Raw genomic sequence first — 20,110 nt, 5'->3', positions numbered from 1 at the left:
TACGGTTAGAAGGATAAAAACGCAACTTCGCTTCCGTTTTAGCGTTCAAACGCAAGGAGAAGATCGCCATCTGCTAAATGTGATTCATTCCTAGCGATTCTCGTGAGTTCCAGAACTCCCTAAATGAACAAGCAGCGGATCCATGGTAGATCCGCTGCTTTTGTTTTGCATGATGAAAGTATAAGAAAACGCTATACTTTTTTTACAATCCGGAAATATTCTTCTAGCGTAATTCCTTTTTCAAAAATGACTTTAGCGGCTTTTGTTCCGACATAGCGCAAATGCCATGGCTCATACTCATATCCGGTAATCGCTTCCTTGCCCTTTGGATAGCGAACAATAAATCCGTATTCATGAGCATAGGCTGCCACCCATTTCCCTTCTTTCGTTTGGCCAAAAGCTTCCGTCAAGCCATTGCGGACGCTCGGGCTTGAAATGTCTATAGCCAGCCCTGTTTGATGTTCGCTTTGTCCTGGGATCGCCACAGCTTGAACCGCTTTCGCTTTTCCATTCTTTCGCACTTCTTCATCAAATAAAACCTTTTGCCGATCATAAGATCGATATCCCGATACGGCTACAAGCTGGATACCCGCTTGACGGGCAGCTGTAAATAATTGTTCGAGAGCGTTTGCCGCTTCTTTGCGCATATGCCGCTTTTCGACATTCGTTTCAGAAAAAGAAAACGGTACATTTGGAATCACTAAGTCACTTGGTTTATAGGTAGATGGCAAACTCTGTTCCTTGTTCACCATCGCCAATATATTAGCAGGGTTCATAATGACCTTCATGCCGTTTTTTACTTCAACTACATTCCAATATTGCGATTCAAGCACTAGATCCTGATCTGTTGGCGGCTTTGTTTCTTGCTCGGTCACTGGCGCTTTCGTCTCATTGCCTTGTTCCTTTGTATTCACTTTTTCCGGATGCTGATCTGTCGGCTCCGTTTGTTCTTGCGACTGATGTTGCATATGTTCTTTTTGCGTTGCGCAACCACCGAGCAGACACGCTGCCGCTATGGCTGTGATGATTACTTTTTGCATGTTTTTCACCTTGCTTTTGAGCATTCTTGGCTCACTTCGAATTGTACGGATTAAGAATGGATCACCGCTTCTAAAGCGACTTCGATCATATCATTAAACGTTGTTTGACGCTCTTGCGCTGTCGTTTCTTCGCCAGTTAAAATATGGTCGCTCACCGTTAGAATCGAAAGGGCTTTACGGCCAAATTTAGCGGCTAATGTATAAAGTGCAGCTGTTTCCATCTCAACCGCCAACACTCCGTAACGCGCCCATCTTTCAAACTCTGCATTTTCGTTATAGAACATATCGGCTGTGAATACGTTCCCTACTTTTAGCTGCAGGCCCTTTTCACCGCCAATATCATATGCTGTTCGCAGCAAATCAAAGTTCGCTGTTGGCGCATAGTCCACAGCCCCAAACGTGGCACGGTTCATTTGTGAATCAGTTGATGCGCTCATGGCCAAAATCACGTCGCGCACCTTTACATCTTTTTGAATCGCTCCGCATGTGCCTACACGAATCAGCGTTTGGACGTTATAGCTTTGCATCAGTTCATTTATATAAATCGAAATAGACGGTACCCCCATTCCCGTTCCTTGAACAGAAATTCGGTGTCCTTTATATGTACCTGTAAAACCAAACATGCCGCGTACGCGGTTGTAGCACGTTGCTCCTTCTAAAAATGTTTCTGCGATATATTGTGCTCGAAGCGGATCTCCTGGCAGCAAAACTTTCTCAGCAATTTCATGTTCTTTCGCTTCGATATGGATACTCATTCCATGTCCTCCTTCAAAAAGATCGTTTTACTCAACCATTGTACACTCTTTACTGAATATGCACAATGGTAAGAATGATGGATCGTTCCACACACGGAAGATGGAATGAATCATCTTTGAAAAATCGACGGCAAGAGACCATTCTATGGACCTGTCTATGCTATTGATGCCATAAAAGCCCAACTATAAATCCATATTGATACAAATATAAACATTTCCAGTTACATCTGTCCCAATCCGTACAACGAGCGGTCCTTTCTTTTTTATATTATGAACATCTTTTTATTTAATTCATGATTAAAAAATTTTATTAGTAGGTACAGTTAGAAGAAGATTTCGTAGGAAAAGATCAGAAGCACAAAAAAGGTAGGGAGTGTCCTCCCTATTTTCTCTACTGACCACATTCATATAGAAGAAAAAGCAACGATAGCCAAAAAGCTAGGAAGTCTTCGATTGATAGTTATCATGCCGCCCCCGAGCTAAATACTCCTCTTTAATATACAATACCTTTTTATCAGGACTTATTATATATTTTTTCCTTTTTCTTTCGTATTTTGAAAATCCGATGCAAACAAGGGCATAGATTGGCAACAGCAGTTGAATGGCTCCAAAATATACATAAAAGAATGACGGAAACGAGGGCCGACTATTCGCTTCGCTTAATATATAATACAAGCCAGCAATGATTATGCCAAGCAACAGCACATTGGCAACATGCAAACTCGAAATTTTTCTGCGCCGGTTAAACTTTCTCTCTATGACTGCTTTTATAGACAATAAAACCATTGTCAATATTATCGAAAGAAAAGCAGAAGCGATTAATGCCGTCATCATTCTTCAATCTCCTTCCTTTATTTAGCATTTAAAGTCAAAACTCTGCAAAAAATCTCCAACGATAATCCTAATAGAAGCAGCACATACTAATAGGCAAACAACACAAAGGAGGCGAAACAATGGGGAAAAAACATCGAAACCGAATAAACGGACAGAAGAAGAATAATCATATTCCAAAAGAGGCACTACAGTCAGAAAACGCAGCACATGCTAAGGAGTATTCAGCAACCGGACGAAAAAACGGTCCCGGCCATCACGACAATCCTGACAGCTAATACGTCTTACAAAATTTAACGGTAAAACGAAACAAACCCTTGCTGAACACAAGGGTTTGTTTTTACGACGATGAATCTACTTCATCCAGCGCGAGCGTCACAACCTTCGTATAGTCTCCGCGCGCAATTTCCTCTTTTGAAGCTTTTTGTCTCAATTCTTCATCATCGTCTATTCCCGGCGCCACAGTCGGTGGCTCTTGTTGCCGTTTCAAATCCTCGCCTCCTTTTTTATTTTTATCCATTCCCTTGTGTCCACGAAACTATTCGATTTTTTTCATTGTAGCATACTTTCTCGACAAACAAAATAATTTTTTAGAATTTTCTAAAATTAATCATTATCGAATGTGGACACGATTGATTTTTTTCCATCCTTCTGCGCAAAGCTTGTAATACGTTTTTCCGTACGTTCCTTCATCAATGAGGACAACATCTCCTGTACTAACATACCGCGCCTTATAGTCTTTTGGAAGCAAATCCGCTACGTTAAACATGCGATAAATCATCGCCAGTGCTTCATCGTGCGTAGTAGCATTGACCGTTAAACGATAAACAGGCTCATATCCCTTCACCTGTCCGTATCTTGGCGTCTGCAGCAGTGTCGCATCGTAGATTTGCCGTGATCTCAACATTTTTTTCACTAAAAGCCGAACCATATAACATCTCCCTTTCTTTTCTTTTATCAATTTATTAGTCATGTTGACTGTCGATTCCTTTAGCAAAATAACAGTTGTTTTGTCGAACTAAAAAAAGATCGGGCTTGTAGCCCAATCTTTCAGATTTCAGACAAAATTCATTTTGACTTTCCCTATCTCTCCGACATCCACTCATTTCGAATGTTCCATCTTCAACTGTCTTGACGCTTTTCAGATAAGAAACGCGGCTGAGCAAAGATGCGAATCGAATCAAGACGTTCATCAACGAGGCAAGTGGCACAGTATGAAAGCGTTTGTTCATCGTCTGCTTGTCGCTCCATTTTTAGCAATACGATTGTAGCAAACGGGAAAGCTTTTGAGGAAGCTGGGCAATTTCAGCAGTGGTGACGCGAAACCGAACATGCGATTCATCTAAATCCATCGCTTCTGCCAGCAAGCTGCCCAATCCACGCGCCCGACGATCAATCTGCATGTATATTTCGACTTCATCTTTCGAAATCGGCGAAAATACAAGTTCAATCTCATCCAATTTACTACGGAATGATCCGGCTTTCGGAACATACTCAAATTCTTGAACAAAAGGAAGACCGTTCGCACCTCGCGCTTTTTTACATTCCGCCTCACGCAATCGAAATCCAAGCTGTTCCACAGCCGCTAATACAGCGGTCATGACCGGAGACGGTTCAACGCGAATATAATCTTCATCTGTTGGGTCAAGCGCTTGCTTGATATCCAATCCTGTATGAAGCCATACCTTTGTCCTTCCAACAGAAATCGGCGTCTCAATCGGGAGAGTAAAACGAAAAGGGATTTGTCGCCTCTCATGAGCTCCGATCGTAAACTTGTCAGTGATGCGCCATTTGCCAATCAACGCATGGCGCGTGCTTTTTCGATCATCAATCTCCACTGTATACGTAGTATAGAGAGAAATATAAATATGATCAATTTCTTGCGCGCTGCTGCCTCCTATGATATCGACCACTCCCTGAACATCGTCGCCGATCATAAGCCTTTCAGATATCAGCTTGGCATCTACTTTAGCCGCTCCTATTCCGATGCTTGCCAGCATTTTATGAAATAATGACATGCTTGTTCCTCTCCTTCCGTTTGAGCATGCAATCAATATCCTCCTTTAATGACGCGATCTCGTCATAAGGCTCCGTAATTTGCAGCATCCTTCGCAAAATGGTGCGAGCGAAATTCGATATTTCCAATTCTTCTTCCCAGCTTCTTTCCTCTTTCGTCGTCGGCTCATAGGAAGAATAGAGCAAAAACAATAAAAAGTGTCCCAATGCATAAATGTCGCTTTTCACATCAATCTGCCGGCGTAGCTTTTTTTCCAGAATATATGTTTCTATATGAGGATCCTGTTCGGATAAAAAGCGCGCCAGACCAAAGTCGATAATGCAGACATCCTCATCGCGCAGCAAGATATTCGGGATTCGCAAATCACGATGAACAATTCCTTTTGCATGAATATACTCAACAATCGTTAATACTTGTTTTAATAATTGAAAGGCTTCTTCTTCCGTAAATACTTTTCCCTTTGCGAAGATAAGTGATTCTACCGTGTCCCCCTCCATATACTCCATTACGAGATAGGGAGTATGACGCACAGTAAACGTGTCGTATAAAGCAGGAATTTGCGAGTGATTGAGTTGCCTTAAAATAGCGGTCTCTCTTCTAAAAGAATCTTCTCTTGTTTTCCGCTTCCGCTTTCGCATTTGCTTGATCACGACTTGTTTATTTGTGTGCAAATCGTTCGCCAAATACGTGATGCCATAGCTTCCCATCCCTAGCTCCTGTATGATTTCGTAGCGGCCATACAAAACAGCTCCTTTTTTATAGCGTCGTTCGAATATTCGCTGAATGTTCATGAAAAAATAAGAAAGATTCATGGTTAGCTGCTAAAGAAGCTGGAAAAAAAGCTTCCGCTGCGATGCTTCTTTTTATAATGCCCATGACCGTAATGAGATGGATGAATATGCTTACGATATTTTGAATAATGATCGCTGCTCGAATAATGTGGCTTATGGTGGCGGCGCGAAAGGTTTTCTTTCAGAATCGACTTCATGATTTTTCTTAACACTGCCATCGCTCCCTTTGATCCATAGTCCCTTATATATACGTCAAAAGGCAAAGGAAGTTTCAAAAAGTTTTAAGGAGATACTTGCAATGGACAGTTTTCACAATTGGATCGCCAAGATTTCTCACCCATTCCAATCACTATATCGACATCTTTTATATCGGGAGTCCATTCCGATTGCCTCATCTTCTATATGTGAATACTTATGCCGACAGTGGGAGAAGCCAGAAAAAAGCCAGCCGTTCACGGACGAAGAAAAGCGTCTTATCTCCTGGATTCGCCAACAAACAAAACATCATAACCGCAATAACGTTACACGTACACAAGCGTATCTTTCTTTTTTCACACGCTTTCCCGAGATTCATTGGGCGCTTGTAGCACATCTCGTTTCGCGTAATGGAGGCTGGAATATGACTGATCTCAAAGGCGGGTTAATCCCATCGATTATTGGCCGCGAGCAAATTCAGCCGCTTTTTTTATTTTTAGAACGAGCCAATGCCTTAATCTTCCACGATGCTTATCCTCAGCTTTTGCTATATGAAGCAAGCAGGCAACATAACAAAGCGCTGTTTCATCTGCTTCCCGCCTTCTCTGTTTCTTCATTTATGCGCCCGTTTTGGGAGTATTTTTATCAAACAAAGGATTCTCCACTATTGACCGTAGCACTCATTATTAACGAGCAGCAATATATTCAACAGCGGGTCGTTGACCATCCGTTCTATCAACGGCACGTTCTTGATTCTTTTCCATTTCTCATTCAGCAATGGCTCGGATTGAATGATTTATTGATTCCTTATGTGCATAACGAGCGAATCCATCTTGCTGGGATCACGGCTCGTGACTTCGCTGATGTATATCACCGCATTCAGATAGGAAAAGCTCTTTATGGCATGCTGTTTTACAGAAAGCGCATTTTAAGAGGCGTGGGCCGTTTTGTTAGCCAAACCAAGCATACAGGATCGCGCGCTGATTTTTGGCCGCATATTTTTTCGGCGATCAACCATACAAAAGCCGCTCATATCTACAGCCCGCACTTACAAGAAGCGTGGGCTGATGTGACGCATCGTTTTTCTGATCGCCGCGATTGGTTTCACGATCTCGCAATCCTACAAGAAATCAAACAACTTCCATTCGTCAAAGCGCCAGAAATCACCAGTCATTATAAGCAAAATCTCAAAAAGCTACTTGCTGCCGCAAAGTTAACAAACTAAAAACGACGAGGTCATCTCGTCGTTTTTTTCTTTTCTTATTTTTTCTTTTCTTATTCATCATCATCCATTTCTTCATCAATAATGCATTTCTCAATTAAGTAGTCAAACGTAATATCCGCCATCTCCTCAAGCTCCATCCGCGATGGAACAAAACCGCGGCGAATCAGTTCTTTAAAAAAAAATTCCGCAATTTCTTCCGTATCAATGACGACCTCGATTTCTTTCATCCTATCGCCCCCTTTGTATTGTTGTATGTGGCAAAACTCCGATTTATGTCAAAAGATTTTTTTCATCCGTATGTATGCAAAAAAAGAGTCGCTCATACATTAGAAATAGCAAAACAAGGGAGGGGTTGCTTTGAATAAAATGGACGAAATCATTGATCATGTCATGGAAACCGTCACAAACAGCCTATTTTTAGCGATTGTTTGCTTAGGTATCCCTTATTTTTTCTATATACTTATCCAATTTTTATGATGGTAAATCTTTCTTTTGGACAAGCTTTTGTAAACGAGTGACTGTCATTTCCATCATGCTCTTATACTGTTCGTCGCCAAACCATTCATATAGCCGTTGATAATCGTTATAAGCATCTAACAGTTGATCGATTGATCCATCCTCTGTCGGGCGTTCTGGAAGCGGTAAATACGAAGAAAGCAATTGATGCTCACCAAGATACCCAAGGAGTGTGATATCTTGTAAAACCGTTACCGATGTTTCTTCTGAAGACGCGATGGAAATGACATCCTCAATATTCGCCTCGATTTCTAAACCGTCCTCTAAGCGCTTTAGCTCATATACAATTTCCTCCCAGCTTTCTTCTTGATAACGATAGATCTCCGTCCGTACACCAATAATTTTAAATAAATCGTGATCATAATTGTGGACATGCACAAGCTCACCAAGAAAGAAAGGAAGTTCAATTTCAATTTCTTCCGCAATGAGCACATCACCGGAAAATTCTGATAGCAATACAAGCGATTGTTCCATAAATAAGCTTTGACTATGATTTACTTCATACAAAAACATATCATCAACATGCTGAATGTCAGTCACCATCCCTACCGTTCCATACAACGTATTGACAACAATATCGCCAAGCGCAAATTTTGGCGTCTTCATCAAGTTTCCCTCCCTTCGATCAAGTGCTATAGTAAATTATATGCAGATAGAAACAAGCGGACACTCATTATCCAAGGAATATGCAGAAATCCAATTTCGTAAGCGATCGAATGAAAAAAGAGCGTTCTTGCTTGAACGCGCTTACGCTTCTTGCAAAAAACGCTCCCATACTTCATCAAACACCGTCATGCTTTCTACATAATCCCCATTCATTTCTAAATAACGGCTGATTTCATCGTAATCAGCTGAAGCTTTTGGAAAACCGTGATCATGATAAACCCCATTCGCCAAGCGAACAAATGGGTCATCTTTTTTTCCATCGCGAAATCTCAGCAAATATCGATAAAATGAACGCTCCATTTCTCTCATCCTCTTTTTTATTCATTCTTCTGCTGCTTGTCATTTTAATGGGTTTCATGATATTTGTGAAGAGATATTTTCATTTCATAAGTGTGAATGATCCATTATTTTACAAAAACAGAGAACGATCTGGTTAAACATTGGCTTCTCTTCCTCTTCCTTCAAATAAGAACGGCAGCAGACATATCCGTTTCGCCAACGTTTGTTGTTCGAGAAGGGCTTGCGTCTAAGGCAGAAAAGCGAGGAATCAAGCGACATCCATAGGTTTTTAGTGAATCATCCACACATCTGATGTCATTTAAAATAATTTCTTTTTAAACGGCGCGGCTGGCTCATTAGCTCTTCATAAGTGACGGTACTGGACAAACGGCTCGTATCAATTAAAAAGAGCTGATCCTCAATCTCTTCAACCACATCATCTTCTTGATACACCATTTGGCAGTCCGGACAGGAAATGCTTGGAGTATGGGTAATTTCAATAGCCCGAAGCCCGTCTGGCAGCTCCCAATAAACCGTTTGTTTCGTTTCTTGAGCTTGTGAAAACCCGCACCAAAGGCATGTAGTCATTCCTTCTTCATCTCCGTTTCATTTGTTTTTTTCAGCATCGCTTGATATTTTTTCTCTTTCAGTTCATCTCTTTTTTCCCGCAAATCCTTTAATGATTTATGAGCAGGATCTGATTCATACATTTTTCGCCGTTCAATGCGCTCTAATTTTTCAGGAACAATCGAAAATCGTGTGTCATTGGCGATGCCGGAAATACCCGCCGTTGATTGCTTCTGATCCATATCCGGAAAAATTTCTTGAAAATAGGCCTCCGCTCGATTGGGAACATAACCCTTCGGCTCCGGATATGACGTAATCACGCCTTCATAATTGCGCAAAATCACTTTTTCTGGCGTTTGTGAAATGAGGTAGTTCGGTTGCAAGGCAATTTTCCCGCCGCCGCCAGGAGCGTCAACCACAAAAACCGGCACGGCATATCCCGAGGTGTGTCCCCGCAATCCTTCAATGATTTCTAACCCTTTTGATACAGGAGCGCGAAAATGGCTAATTCCTTCTGATAAATCACACTGATAAATGTAATACGGACGCACACGAATTTTCACTAAATCATGCATTAGTTTTTTCATGATTGGAACGCTGTCGTTAATTCCCGCTAAAATGACGGCTTGATTCCCCACAGGAACGCCGGCATCAACCAGCATTTCACAGGCACGTTTTGATTCTTCCGTAATCTCAATGGAAGTATTGAAGTGGGTATTCAGCCATACTGGATGATTTTTTTTTAAGATGTTGCATAAATTTTCGGTAATCCGCTGCGGAAATACCACCGGAGCTCTTGTGCCGATGCGAATAATTTCAACATGGGGAATGGCTCGCAGTTTTTTTAAAATGTACTCTAAAATTTGATCATTGACTAATAAAGCATCGCCACCTGACAATAAAACATCGCGCACTTGCGGAGTTTGTGCGATATAATCAATGGCAACATCCAGCTGCTTTTTTGGCACCCCCATACCGACCTGGCCGGAAAAACGTCTTCGCGTACAGTAGCGGCAGTACATCGAGCATTGGTTCGTAATTAAAAAGAGAACACGGTCCGGATAGCGATGAGTCAGTCCCGGAACGGGAGAATCTTCGTCCTCATGCAGCGGATCTTCAAGGTCGTATTTTGTTTTATACTGTTCTTGTCCAATTGGCACAGACTGCATGCGAATCGGGCAGCGAGGATCATCTGGATTCATCAATGAGGCGTAATAAGGAGTAATGTTCAACGGGATGGTTTTAGCAGAAATTTTCACCCCTTCTTCTTCCTCTGGTGTTAAATGAATGACCTTTTTCAAATCATCAAGCGTACGAATCGTATTCGTTAATTGCCAAAGCCAATTATTCCACTGCTCTTCTGTGACATCCTTCCAAAGCTCGATTTCCTTCCAATGGCGTTTCGGCCGATATAGACTCATAGGTAGTAAACCCTCCTTTATTTGATCGTCGTGCTGCCTTTTTTGGCTTGCTACCATATTTATGCGTTTTTACTAAAAAGGCATCATGTCGCCGACAAATCTTTTACCCATATATTCATATCTTCTAAATCATTAAAAATATAGCAATTATTAATCAGCCGGCCGCTATAACGATAGCCTAGCTGATGGAAGGCAGCGTTCATTCCATACGATTGCGCACGGGCCAGCGAGTAAGCGCAAAAAATGCCTTGTTTTTTCAGTTCCATTTCTAAAAAGCGAAGCAAATGCTTCATAAGTCCATGCTCGCGATGCTCAGGAAGCGTAGCACAATCCGTAAGCTCTGCGTTGTAATACATCCGATTCACTTCTGCAGATGCGGCACTGACAATTTGCTTGTCATGCTCGATCAGGCAAAAGAGCGCACCTTTTTTCAAAATGCTCTCCATATATCCAAGCTCGTGCAATGGAGAGGGATAAATTTTAAAGACTGTTCGATATAGCTCGACAAGCGCCACAGCGTCCGCTTCTTGCGCGTTCCGCAGCTTATAAAGGTCAGGAAGCGGCGACAAGGAAGAGAGCGGCGATTTTGTCTGAATGTCTGCCACCATTTGATCCTCTGTCCATTCATGCCCGCTCATGCGCCTCTCTTGCTGAAAATAGTAGGTAAGAATATGAGCGTCACTCCCATGAAAGTATCCTTGAATCCATCCTTCATAGCGAAATCCTTTTTCAATGAACAATGGCACATGCTCGTTTCTCGCTTTAACAATTAATTTGCTATATTTCTTTTGTTGAGCGGCGGTTTTGATAGAATGAATAAGCGGTAAAACGCTCCCGCGATAATCTTCGACGCGCAACCGTTCATTAAAATCATCAAAGACGACAGAAGCGGCAAACTGCGTTTCTTTAATCCAGTCGTTCATATCACTTCCCCTTTCCTCACAAATGGCCAAAAGATTTTAGACTGATGTGTCCATTTCACACCAATCGATCATCGTTAATGCAATCATTTCTGCCGCTTCCAGCATCTGCGATATTTCAATATATTCATTCGGATAATGGGCCACTGCTGTCGTTCCCGGACCAAACACAACGGTAGGGATCTTTCCGACTTGTGTAAGAAGCCCTCCATCTGTTCCCCATGGTGCCGCCTCAATCACCGGTTCCTCCCGCTTCACATGACGATACGAACGGCTCAATGCTTGCATGAGCGGATGCGTTGGTTCAATCTCGCTTGGCAGCCATTGCGCGCCAAACCATTCTAACTGAACAGGATGCTCTCGAAGCCATTCATCTTGCTCATTGCATTCATGAATGGCGCGCGCCATCTCCTGCTTCGCCTGCTCAATCGTTTCATTTGGCGCTACCCCCATTCTCCCTTCTAAAACCACACAATCAGCCACAGATGAAGGCCATGTTCCTCCATGGATCGTACCGACATTAATTGGAATTGGAATCGGGATATTTTCGTACAGCGGATCGACCATGCGTTGATTTCTTTCTGTTTCTAACTGCTGAATCCTTGCTAAAATAAGCGATGCCTTCTCAATCGCACTCACTCCTTCATAGCGTGTGCCGCCGTGTGCCGATTTGCCTGAGACGATCAAACGGAACCAGAGAGAACCTTGCTGCTTTGGAAATAGTTTCATATTTGTCGGTTCAGGAATGATGGCCCCGTCCGCTTGGTATCCGCGCAAAACAGCAGCTAAAGTGCCTGCCCCACCGCTTTCTTCTTCAATCACACTTTGAAAAATCACGTTTCCTTTTAACTTGATACCAAGGGATTGCAGTGCCTCGATCGCCAATAAGAGCGATGCGGTTCCTCCTTTCATATCAGAGGCGCCTCGTCCATATACTTTTCCTTCCTTTATCTGTCCGCTGTATGGATCATCTTTCCATTGCTGCGTATCTCCCTCAGGAACAACGTCAATATGGCTATTCAAAATAAGAGACCGCCCTCCGCCTGCTCCTTTCCATATAGCTACAACATTCGGGCTATTTCTAAAGCTAGTGCGTGCTGATACAAAATATGGATGCTGTCGCAGCTTTTCGATATCCGGCTCCCATATATCAAGCTCTAACTGCAGCTGCCGACATTTTTCGATAATGAGCGCTTGTGCGTTTGCTTCATTTTTTTGTGTGCTCGCCTCTTGAACAAGCCGCCTTAATAATTGGATGGCTTGATCCTGATTTTTTAAAATCCATTGATGAAGCTGATTCTGTATATCTTTCATTCTTTCACCTCTTTTTTATTCGATTCGTTTAAGAGACGGAGCAATCTGAAGAAACGCTCCCGTATTGGCCACTACATCTTCCACATTATACGGAGCCATCACTTCTGTTAACAATAGCCCTTCTTTTGTCACTTCAATAACCGCTTGATCCGTAATAATCAAATGGACGCATTGCCTAGCTGTCAGCGGTAAAGAGCATTCCGTCACAATTTTGGGCTCGCCATCTTTACTAACATGGCTCATCACCACAATCACTTTTTTCGTTTTTTGAGCCAGTTCCATTCCTCCGCCAACTCCCGGAACACGTTTCCCCGGAACCATCCAATTCGCTAAATCTCCTTGTTCACTTACCTGCAATCCTCCGAGAACTGTAACATCAATCAATCCCTTTCGAATCATGGCAAAAGCGGTAGCACTGTCAAAATAAGAAGCTCCATCGACAATCGTGACCGGATAGCCGGCAGCGTTGCAAAGGTTTGCATCCTCTTTGCCTTTGTCCGGACTTTCCCCCATGCCCAAAATGCCGTTTTCCGCCTGAAACATAATGCGCATCCCTTTCGGCAAAAAATTAGGAATAAGTGACGGAATACCGATGCCAAGATTGACGATCATTCCATCCTTGAGTTCTTTCGCAGCCCGTTTGGCGATACGCTCCCTTATTCCCATGCCCACTTCCAATTCACTCCTCTGCTTTTCACAATATAGTGAACAAAAATCCCTGGCGTTACAATTTCCTCCGGATTCAGTTCGCCAAGCGGCACAATCTCTCCAACTTCAGCAATGGTTATATTTCCGGCCATCGCGACAAGCGGATTTGTATTGCGTGCACTTTTGCCATATACTAGATTGCCGAAAGGATCTGCTTTTTTCGCATATACAAGCGATACATCCGCTGTCAACGGACGCTCCAAAAGAAAGCGCTTTCCATCTACTTCAACGATTGGCTTCCCTTTTGACAACCATTCATGATCCATGCCAATATCCACAAGGATTCCTCCTAATCCAGCTCCTCCGGCGCGAATTCGTTCGATCAGAATTCCTTGCGGAGAAAACTCTACCTCCATCTTCCCTTCTTGAAATAAGGAACCCGCAATCGGATTGGAGCCGATATGCGAAACAATTGCTTTTTTTACTCTTCCTTCTTTCACAAGTGGACCAACCCCGATATGAGGAAAGGCTGTATCGTTACAGATGAGCGTCAGCTGCTCCACTCCTTTGTCAAACACCTCCTGAAGCAGCGTGGGAGGCGAACCAACACCGCCAAACCCGCCAACCATCAAGGTGCAGCCGTCCATTACTTTGTCAATCGCATATTCAATAGAAACGATTTTGCCATACTCATTTCCGGCTACCATCATTGCGACCATTCCCTTTCATTGGAAAATGCTTTTCAATATGATGAAAGGCTTCCTCTAGCAAACTTACTAATTCATCGAGTTGTGCGCGCTCAATCGTGAGCGGTGGAGCAATGATGATCGCTGCTCCATCTTTTCCATTTCCCGCAGCAGACGGATACACAAGCAAGCCATTTTCTTGGGCCTTCGTCACAACAATATCCGTAAATGCCCATTTATTGGGCATCATTGTTTTGGTATCGGGAACGGTGAACTCGATTCCAAGCATTAATCCTTTGCCGCGGATGTCGCCAATCCATGAAAACTTCTGCTGCAAACGGCATAGCTTCGTAAATAAATCGCTCCCAATCTCCTCTGCTTTTTGAACTAAACGATGCTGATCAATATATTGAAGCACAGCCAAAGCAACAGCAGCTGAAAGCGGATTTGCGCTTAACGTATGTCCGCTCATCACCACTCCTGACCCATTTCTAATCGGCTCAATCACGTGCTCGCTGACAAGCGTAGCAGCAATTGGCGTATATCCAGCCCCCAATCCTTTTCCAAGCGCAATAATGTCCGCCTTTGCCTGCCAATGGTCAAGCCCCATCATTTTTCCTGTCCGGCCAAGCCCTGTCATGACTTCATCGGCAATAAATAAAATCTCATGGCGACGGCAAATCGCTTGAATGTGTTCATAATACCCTTCTGGCGGAGTTAGCGCCGCGCCTGCTGCTCCGATAATCGGTTCAGCAATAAAAGCAGCAATGTGCTCGGCACCGATGCGAATAATCGCTTCCTCCAATTCATCGGCACAGCGCCATTGACACGATGGCCAAGTTAACTGATAGGGACAACGATAACAATATGGAGGAGGCACATTTGGAAAATCTTCGAGCAAAGGAACAAAACGCTCTCTTCTTGCTGTATGCCCAGACATGGAAAGTGCTCCGAGCGTAATGCCATGGTAGCTAAGCCAACGTGATAAAATTTTATTTTTTCCCTTTTTTCCTTTCTCTTGCCAATATTGAATGGCGATTTTCATAGCCGTTTCTGTCGCTTCAGATCCGCTGTTGACAAGAAACGTCCAATAGCGAGTTTCGCCGCCAATGCGCTCATTTAACGTTTCGGCAAGCTTTTCAGCCGTTTCGCTTGTAAATTGGGAACGGTATACAAACGATACTTTATTCGCCTGTTCCTTCATCGCTTCAATAATTTCTGGAACACCATGCCCGAGATTGGCTGTCACGGCCCCCGAACAGCCGTCTACATATTTTTTTCCATTCGTATCATACACATAGATTCCTTTGGCGTACTGCACGGTCGGATAGTGGCGCTGGAGATGCGGTTTAATCAAATATGTAGGCACCACAGCTGCTTCCCCCTTTTCTGTCTCTGTATTGAGATATTATGCGAATCAAAACTTTTTCATGAAAAGAAATGCTCGGCGCTACATCATGTAAAAACGCGAGCCTTTCACCTAAGGCTCGCGTTTTTTTCTGCCATAATGCTTTTATGAATCCAAATCGCCGCTTGAACCCCCTCCCCCATAGCAATCGCTACTTGCTCCGAATGAACTCCGATATCGCCAGCAGCCCATACATTGGGGACATTTGTCTGTTTCGTTCTCGCGTCTGTCGGAATGTGCCGATTTTCCAACCTTTCTACTCCAAGCTGTTTGGCTAAATTTGTATTCACCTGATTATTTCCAAAAGCAATAAATCCGCGCTCTCCTGCAATCACAGTGCCGTTTTGCAGACGGACACCGCCGAAAAGCGGACCGTCCTTCACCAACACTGCTTCAATCGGTTCGCGTACATAGCGAATATTTTGTTCTTGCAGCTTTCTCTTTAGCTCTGGAGCCACATCCTCACCATCATGATTGATATAAGTGATTTCTTTCGTCCAATAGAGGAGTGTCAACGCCATATTGGCCCCTGCCATTCCGGCACCAAGTACAATCACCCTCTTATCGGTCACCTCATATCCATCACAATCCGGGCACACGTAAACGCTCGTCCCTAAACAAGGAATCAGATTAGGAATCGGAGGAATACGATCCTTTATTCCCGTCGCCAATAAAATCCGTTTTGCTTCGTACCGTCGTCCACTTTTGCCCATAAGCTGAAATTGTTCCTCCTCCTTGGAAGCAGTGACAATTTCGTCGTCTACGAAGTGAACGTTCAGCCGTTCTGCCTGCTGCCTTCCGCTTGATCGCAGCTGTTCACCGCTGACTCCATCCGGCCAGCCAAGCAAGTTGTGATAAGCTCGGCACAGTGTGGAACGGCCATTCTGAGCATCTATAACAAGAACGCGATGATGATAACGGCCTAATTGGATGGCAGCCTGCAGCCCAGCAATTCCTCCGCCAATAATAATGCATTCATAGTCCTTCATCGTTTCACTTCCCTAGGATGTCATTCTTTTTTATTGTCGTTCACTTTTTCCGTTTTGATTCATCAAACGGCAACGAAGGTGATAGACAAAGTCAAAAGGGCCTCTGTCTATAACCTCCATTCATGGTGTTGATTTCCCCTGAGACTGAAGCAAACAAGGAACGCGGCTGAGTGAAGACAACGAATCGAACAAAAGACGTTCATGAGCGGATAAGCGAGGCCAGTGACGCAGAATGAAAGCGTTCGTTAACAGTCTAAGCTGCCCTCATTATCGAAGTCAGCGGCATCAGGCTAACCAACAAGCTCGGGACTAGTAAAATCAATTTCAAATCCAAGATCTTCTATCATGCGATAGTCCTCCGATTTTTCTTGACCAGCCGTTGTTAAATAATCCCCGACAAAAATGGAGTTGGCGGCATATAACCCGAGCGGTTGGAGTGATCGCAAATTCACCTCTCGTCCGCCGGAGATGCGAATTTCTTTTGATGGATTGATATAGCGGAACAGAGCCAGTACCTTTAGACAGTACCGCGGATCTAACTCATCCGTTCCCGCAAGTGGCGTGCCGTCGATTGCATGCAGAAAATTCACCGGAATGGAGTCAGCATCTAGCACCTTTAAACTTCTGGCCATATCAACGACATCCTGTTTCGTTTCTTTCATGCCAATAATAACGCCAGAGCACGGGGAAATGCCAACTTGCTTGACGATTTGTACCGTCTGTACACGATCATCGTATGTATGTGAGGTTGTAATTTTAGGATGATGCTCTTTCGATGTATTAATATTATGATTATAGCGATCCACTCCTGCTTCTTTAAGGCGGAGGGCTTGTTGAGGTTTTAAAATACCGAGACAGGCGCACACTTTTAAACCAAATCGCTCTTTTATTTCTTTGACAGCAGAAACAACCGTATCTATCTCTTTTTCGCTTGGCCCGCGACCGCTTGCCACGATGCAGTATGTACCTACCTGTAAACGATAAGCTTCCTCCGCTCCGCGAATCAGCGTTTCTTTATCTACCATTTTGTACGGTTGGACACGTGCCGTCGAAATCGAGGATTGCGAGCAATACCCGCAATTTTCTGGACATAATCCAGATTTAGCATTAATAATCATATTTAACTTCACTTTATTTCCAAAATACGCGCAGCGAATATGATAGGCCCCTTGCAATAAAAGAAGAAGCTGTTCATCCGGACAGTCTAACAGCGCCAGCGCCTCTTCATCGTTCAGCTCATATCCAGCCAACACTTGATCGGCTAACTCCAACCAGTTTTTCATATTTTCGCTCCCCTTTCCATACGATTACATTTATCGTAGGGTAGAAGGTTCTTATTGTCAACTTTTTTAATAAATAAGTTGACAATAAGAATACAATCATTCATCGAGAGTATTCTTTCCATTTACGAAAACAAATACCCGTAGTGCTTATCAATATAGCTTGATGCGTCGACATAGATCCCCGCGTGAGCACTATGGTGTGACCAAGGTAAGCCACCAGCTTGCTTGCGACTGTGAGTTTTTTGCAGAGGTTCCATTTTCCCAGTTCAATAGAAATACCGTTAAATCACCATAAAAAACAGGATAGGCGTACGCCTATCCTGCTATTTTGCTAGCTTTTGCGCGATATCGCGGGCAATCCAAACACCGCATGCGCCTGCCTGAGCAAGACCGCGGGTAATTCCTGCGCCATCTCCTCCAACATATAGACCCGTAATCTCTGTTTCAAAACGATCGGTTAGTTTCGGACGCGCAGAATAAAATTTCGCTTCTACTCCATAAAACAAAGTATGCTCAGAAGCAAGCCCAGGTGTCACATGATTCAGCGCTTCCGTCATTTCGATTAAGCTTTTCATTGTATTGTAAGGAAGCACGAGACCTAAATCGCCTGGAACCGCTTCTTTTAATGTCGGTTCGATAAATCCTTCTTTGATGCGCTTTTCCGTTGACCGTCTTCCTTTTAGAAGATCTCCGTATTTTTGCACAATGATACCACCGTTCGATAAAGCATTGGCCAGCCGAGAAATTTTATGAGCGTATTCATTTGGTTGATCAAACGGCTCAGAAAATTTATGTGAGACAAGCAGGGCAAAATTCGTATTATTGCTGCCCAACTTTGGATCTTTATACGCATGCCCGTTCGCCAGCATCGTTCCAGAATGGTTTTCCACGACAACATGACCTGATGGATTGCTGCAAAATGTACGGACTTGTGTACCGACCGATGTGTTGAAAACAAATTTCCCTTCATATAAATGTTCGTTAATTTCCTCCATCACAATATTGGCAGTTTCCACACGCACTCCGATATCCACTTGATTATTCAGCATGCGCAAACGGCGTTTTTTCAATATTTTGGTGAGCCATGCTGAGCCATCACGTCCCGGAGCAATCACAACCTTTTCAGCCATTACGGACGTTCCGTCCCTTAAAACCACTCCTTTGACCGTATGGCGTTCGTTTTGCTTCTCAGTTAAGATATCCCCTACTTCTATTTGAAAAGCCATGTCAATGCGCTCACGCAAATATTCATAAATGCTTTTTAAAATCTCGAGATTTTGTTCCGTTCCTAAATGCCGAACGTTCGCCCTTAGCAGTTTTAAGCCAGCAGCATACGCGCGCCGTTCAATCTCCTTGACCTTTTCTGTCGTCGGGTCAGTAATAGTAGACGTGGCACCGTGCTGCAAATTAATTTCATCGACGTAATGAATCAAGTCGAGCACAAGCGAAGCGGGTAAATAGTCCGTCATCCAACCACCAAACTCGCTGGTAATATTGAATTTTCCATCAGAGTACGCCCCTGCACCGCCAAATCCGTTCGTGATCGAACAGGCGGGCACACAGCCAGCATAATCTTTTTTTCCCATCGGTGGCGGACATTTTTCGATCCTTTTTTCCAGAATCGGGCAGCGCCGCTTATAAATATCGTGACCTTTATCAATGAGCAAAATCTTCGCTTCTTTTCGCTTCAACGTCAATTCATAGCAAGTAAAAATACCGGCCGGTCCAGCACCAACGACAATAACGTCATAATGTGACTTCATGATCCTGTCCTCCAACGCATCATTTTTTTCCATTTGTAACTATAGCAAGGATAAGATGAATCGTCAATTATAAATACGAACTTTTTATAAAAAAAATATAAAAATGTTCGTTTTTATAAACCTTGTCTTTTCTGAGAAAACTTGATAAGGTGATAGAGGATCACATAGAAAGGAGCAAACGCATGAAGACCCTTGCAAAAAACTTTATGAACGGCGTATTGACAGTTGTTCCAATTGTGCTGGCCATCTATGTGTTTATTAAAATATTCACTTTTTTCGATGGACTGCTCGGAAAATATGTCAAGCCGTATCTTCATGAAACATACATACCCGGCATCGGCATTTTATGCACGATTGCTCTCATTACCGTTTTAGGATGGCTATCGACCCAATATATTAGCGGCCGCCTCATTAAGCTGATCGATCGGCTGCTTGAAAGCATTCCGCTGATGAAAACCGTTTATTCGGTTTTAAAAGATACAATCTATTCCTTTATTGGTGAAAAACGGTCGTTTTCAAAGGTCGTCCTTATCGATCTGCCGCACACGGAAATAAAATGCATTGGTTTTATTACGTCAGAAGAAGTGGAATCGCTTTTTCATCCTCTTAAAGAGTACGTAGCCGTCTACATTCCGCAGACATTTCAAGTAGCAGGAATCACCGTCCTCGTACCCAAAGCGCAGATTGAGGTGATCAACGTCAAACCGGAAGAAGCAATGAAATTCATCCTTTCTGGCGGGATGACAGCGTCCAAAAACAAGGAAAAGCGTGTAGAATAGCCGTAATGATCGTTTTA

The 20,110-nt window shown here is 43.3% G+C and carries 24 protein-coding genes; 3 read left to right on the top strand and 21 right to left on the bottom strand.

Annotated features, from left to right (window positions below; genetic code table 11):
• Positions 1-191 precede the first annotated feature (191 nt).
• The 3 genes from GGQ95_RS11260 to GGQ95_RS11250 form a co-directional block, all read right to left on the bottom strand.
• Complete coding sequence (locus tag GGQ95_RS11260; RefSeq protein WP_244963700.1) at positions 192-1,040, bottom strand: M15 family metallopeptidase; 849 nt, start codon at positions 1,038-1,040, stop codon at positions 192-194.
• Positions 1,041-1,090: 50 nt separating this feature from the next.
• On the bottom strand, positions 1,091-1,795 hold the full coding sequence (gene deoD / locus GGQ95_RS11255) for a purine-nucleoside phosphorylase (RefSeq protein WP_183186789.1): 705 nt from the start codon (positions 1,793-1,795) through the stop codon (positions 1,091-1,093).
• A gap of 438 nt (positions 1,796-2,233) precedes the next feature.
• Positions 2,234-2,629, bottom strand: a complete 396-nt coding sequence (locus GGQ95_RS11250; protein WP_244963699.1) for a hypothetical protein — start codon at positions 2,627-2,629, stop codon at positions 2,234-2,236.
• A 119-nt stretch (positions 2,630-2,748) separates the two neighbouring features.
• Between GGQ95_RS11250 and yoyE the strand changes: the two genes are divergently transcribed.
• Entirely contained in the window at positions 2,749-2,904 is a 156-nt protein-coding gene (gene yoyE, locus GGQ95_RS11245; RefSeq protein WP_172798633.1) for a protein YoyE, read from the top strand.
• 62 nt (positions 2,905-2,966) lie between these two features.
• Here the strand turns inward: yoyE and GGQ95_RS11240 are convergent, their stop codons facing one another.
• The 5 genes from GGQ95_RS11240 to GGQ95_RS11220 form a co-directional block, all read right to left on the bottom strand.
• Positions 2,967-3,146, bottom strand: coding sequence for a hypothetical protein (locus tag GGQ95_RS11240; protein ID WP_044746003.1), 180 nt, complete (start codon positions 3,144-3,146; stop codon positions 2,967-2,969).
• A 93-nt stretch (positions 3,147-3,239) separates the two neighbouring features.
• A complete protein-coding gene (locus GGQ95_RS11235) occupies positions 3,240-3,557 on the bottom strand; it encodes a YodL domain-containing protein (RefSeq protein ID WP_080861061.1) in 318 nt (105 codons plus the stop codon).
• A gap of 322 nt (positions 3,558-3,879) precedes the next feature.
• Positions 3,880-4,644, bottom strand: coding sequence for a sporulation protein (locus tag GGQ95_RS11230; RefSeq protein ID WP_183186788.1), 765 nt, complete (start codon positions 4,642-4,644; stop codon positions 3,880-3,882).
• Entirely contained in the window at positions 4,628-5,455 is an 828-nt protein-coding gene (locus GGQ95_RS11225) for a serine/threonine protein kinase (protein WP_183186787.1), read from the bottom strand. Before GGQ95_RS11225 ends, GGQ95_RS11230 begins: the two co-directional genes overlap by 17 nt.
• A gap of 2 nt (positions 5,456-5,457) precedes the next feature.
• Positions 5,458-5,652 carry a hypothetical protein gene (locus GGQ95_RS11220; RefSeq protein WP_221212083.1) on the bottom strand — a complete coding sequence of 65 codons (195 nt, stop codon included), beginning with the start codon at positions 5,650-5,652 and terminating at the stop codon, positions 5,458-5,460.
• An 80-nt stretch (positions 5,653-5,732) separates the two neighbouring features.
• Here GGQ95_RS11220 and GGQ95_RS11215 point away from each other — a divergent pair, with 80 nt between their 5' ends.
• Positions 5,733-6,854 carry a DUF2515 family protein gene (locus tag GGQ95_RS11215; RefSeq protein WP_183186786.1) on the top strand — a complete coding sequence of 374 codons (1,122 nt, stop codon included), beginning with the start codon at positions 5,733-5,735 and terminating at the stop codon, positions 6,852-6,854.
• A 50-nt stretch (positions 6,855-6,904) separates the two neighbouring features.
• On the opposite strand, the gene GGQ95_RS11210 is transcribed toward GGQ95_RS11215, so the two are convergent.
• The 13 genes from GGQ95_RS11210 to GGQ95_RS11150 form a co-directional block, all read right to left on the bottom strand.
• The gene (locus tag GGQ95_RS11210; protein ID WP_080861053.1) at positions 6,905-7,081 is read right to left on the bottom strand and encodes a YozD family protein; all 177 of its coding nucleotides are present in this window, start codon (positions 7,079-7,081) and stop codon (positions 6,905-6,907) included.
• A gap of 244 nt (positions 7,082-7,325) precedes the next feature.
• Complete coding sequence (yodN, locus tag GGQ95_RS11205; protein ID WP_044746009.1) at positions 7,326-7,976, bottom strand: germination protein YodN; 651 nt, start codon at positions 7,974-7,976, stop codon at positions 7,326-7,328.
• A gap of 141 nt (positions 7,977-8,117) precedes the next feature.
• Positions 8,118-8,336 (bottom strand): YozE family protein, encoded by a 219-nt coding sequence (locus GGQ95_RS11200; RefSeq protein WP_044746010.1) that lies wholly within the window; start codon positions 8,334-8,336, stop codon positions 8,118-8,120.
• Between the two features lie 294 nt (positions 8,337-8,630).
• Positions 8,631-8,903 carry a YokU family protein gene (locus GGQ95_RS11195; RefSeq protein WP_066149071.1) on the bottom strand — a complete coding sequence of 91 codons (273 nt, stop codon included), beginning with the start codon at positions 8,901-8,903 and terminating at the stop codon, positions 8,631-8,633.
• Complete coding sequence (gene kamA / locus GGQ95_RS11190; protein WP_376768713.1) at positions 8,900-10,303, bottom strand: lysine 2,3-aminomutase; 1,404 nt, start codon at positions 10,301-10,303, stop codon at positions 8,900-8,902. The genes GGQ95_RS11195 and kamA overlap by 4 nt, the downstream gene beginning before the upstream one ends.
• Positions 10,304-10,386: 83 nt before the next feature.
• Positions 10,387-11,226: a putative beta-lysine N-acetyltransferase gene (gene ablB / locus GGQ95_RS11185; protein WP_183186784.1), complete on the bottom strand. Its 840-nt coding sequence runs from the start codon at positions 11,224-11,226 to the stop codon at positions 10,387-10,389.
• 36 nt (positions 11,227-11,262) lie between these two features.
• Positions 11,263-12,537, bottom strand: coding sequence for a peptidase (locus GGQ95_RS11180; RefSeq protein WP_183186782.1), 1,275 nt, complete (start codon positions 12,535-12,537; stop codon positions 11,263-11,265).
• Between the two features lie 15 nt (positions 12,538-12,552).
• Positions 12,553-13,215, bottom strand: coding sequence for a 3-oxoacid CoA-transferase subunit B (locus GGQ95_RS11175; RefSeq protein WP_066149075.1), 663 nt, complete (start codon positions 13,213-13,215; stop codon positions 12,553-12,555).
• Entirely contained in the window at positions 13,194-13,895 is a 702-nt protein-coding gene (locus GGQ95_RS11170; protein WP_183186781.1) for a CoA transferase subunit A, read from the bottom strand. The genes GGQ95_RS11175 and GGQ95_RS11170 overlap by 22 nt, the downstream gene beginning before the upstream one ends.
• Positions 13,876-15,243, bottom strand: a complete 1,368-nt coding sequence (locus GGQ95_RS11165; protein ID WP_183186780.1) for an aspartate aminotransferase family protein — start codon at positions 15,241-15,243, stop codon at positions 13,876-13,878. The genes GGQ95_RS11170 and GGQ95_RS11165 overlap by 20 nt, the downstream gene beginning before the upstream one ends.
• A 104-nt stretch (positions 15,244-15,347) precedes the next feature.
• On the bottom strand, positions 15,348-16,268 hold the full coding sequence (locus GGQ95_RS11160) for an NAD(P)/FAD-dependent oxidoreductase (protein ID WP_183186779.1): 921 nt from the start codon (positions 16,266-16,268) through the stop codon (positions 15,348-15,350).
• A gap of 290 nt (positions 16,269-16,558) precedes the next feature.
• On the bottom strand, positions 16,559-17,551 hold the full coding sequence (gene bioB / locus GGQ95_RS11155) for a biotin synthase BioB (RefSeq protein ID WP_066149081.1): 993 nt from the start codon (positions 17,549-17,551) through the stop codon (positions 16,559-16,561).
• A gap of 323 nt (positions 17,552-17,874) precedes the next feature.
• Positions 17,875-19,314, bottom strand: coding sequence for an NAD(P)/FAD-dependent oxidoreductase (locus GGQ95_RS11150; protein WP_159719889.1), 1,440 nt, complete (start codon positions 19,312-19,314; stop codon positions 17,875-17,877).
• 182 nt (positions 19,315-19,496) lie between these two features.
• On the opposite strand from GGQ95_RS11150, the gene GGQ95_RS11145 reads away from it, so the two are divergent.
• A complete protein-coding gene (locus GGQ95_RS11145) occupies positions 19,497-20,093 on the top strand; it encodes a DUF502 domain-containing protein (RefSeq protein ID WP_066149083.1) in 597 nt (198 codons plus the stop codon).
• Positions 20,094-20,110 lie beyond the last annotated feature (17 nt).

The sequence above is a fragment of the Anoxybacteroides rupiense genome, assembly GCF_014196195.1.
In the GTDB taxonomy this organism is placed as follows: Bacteria; Bacillota; Bacilli; order Bacillales; family Anoxybacillaceae; genus Anoxybacteroides; species Anoxybacteroides rupiense.
The sequence above is the reverse complement of the archived record's forward strand: the minus strand, read 5'-3'. Positions and strand labels throughout refer to the sequence as shown.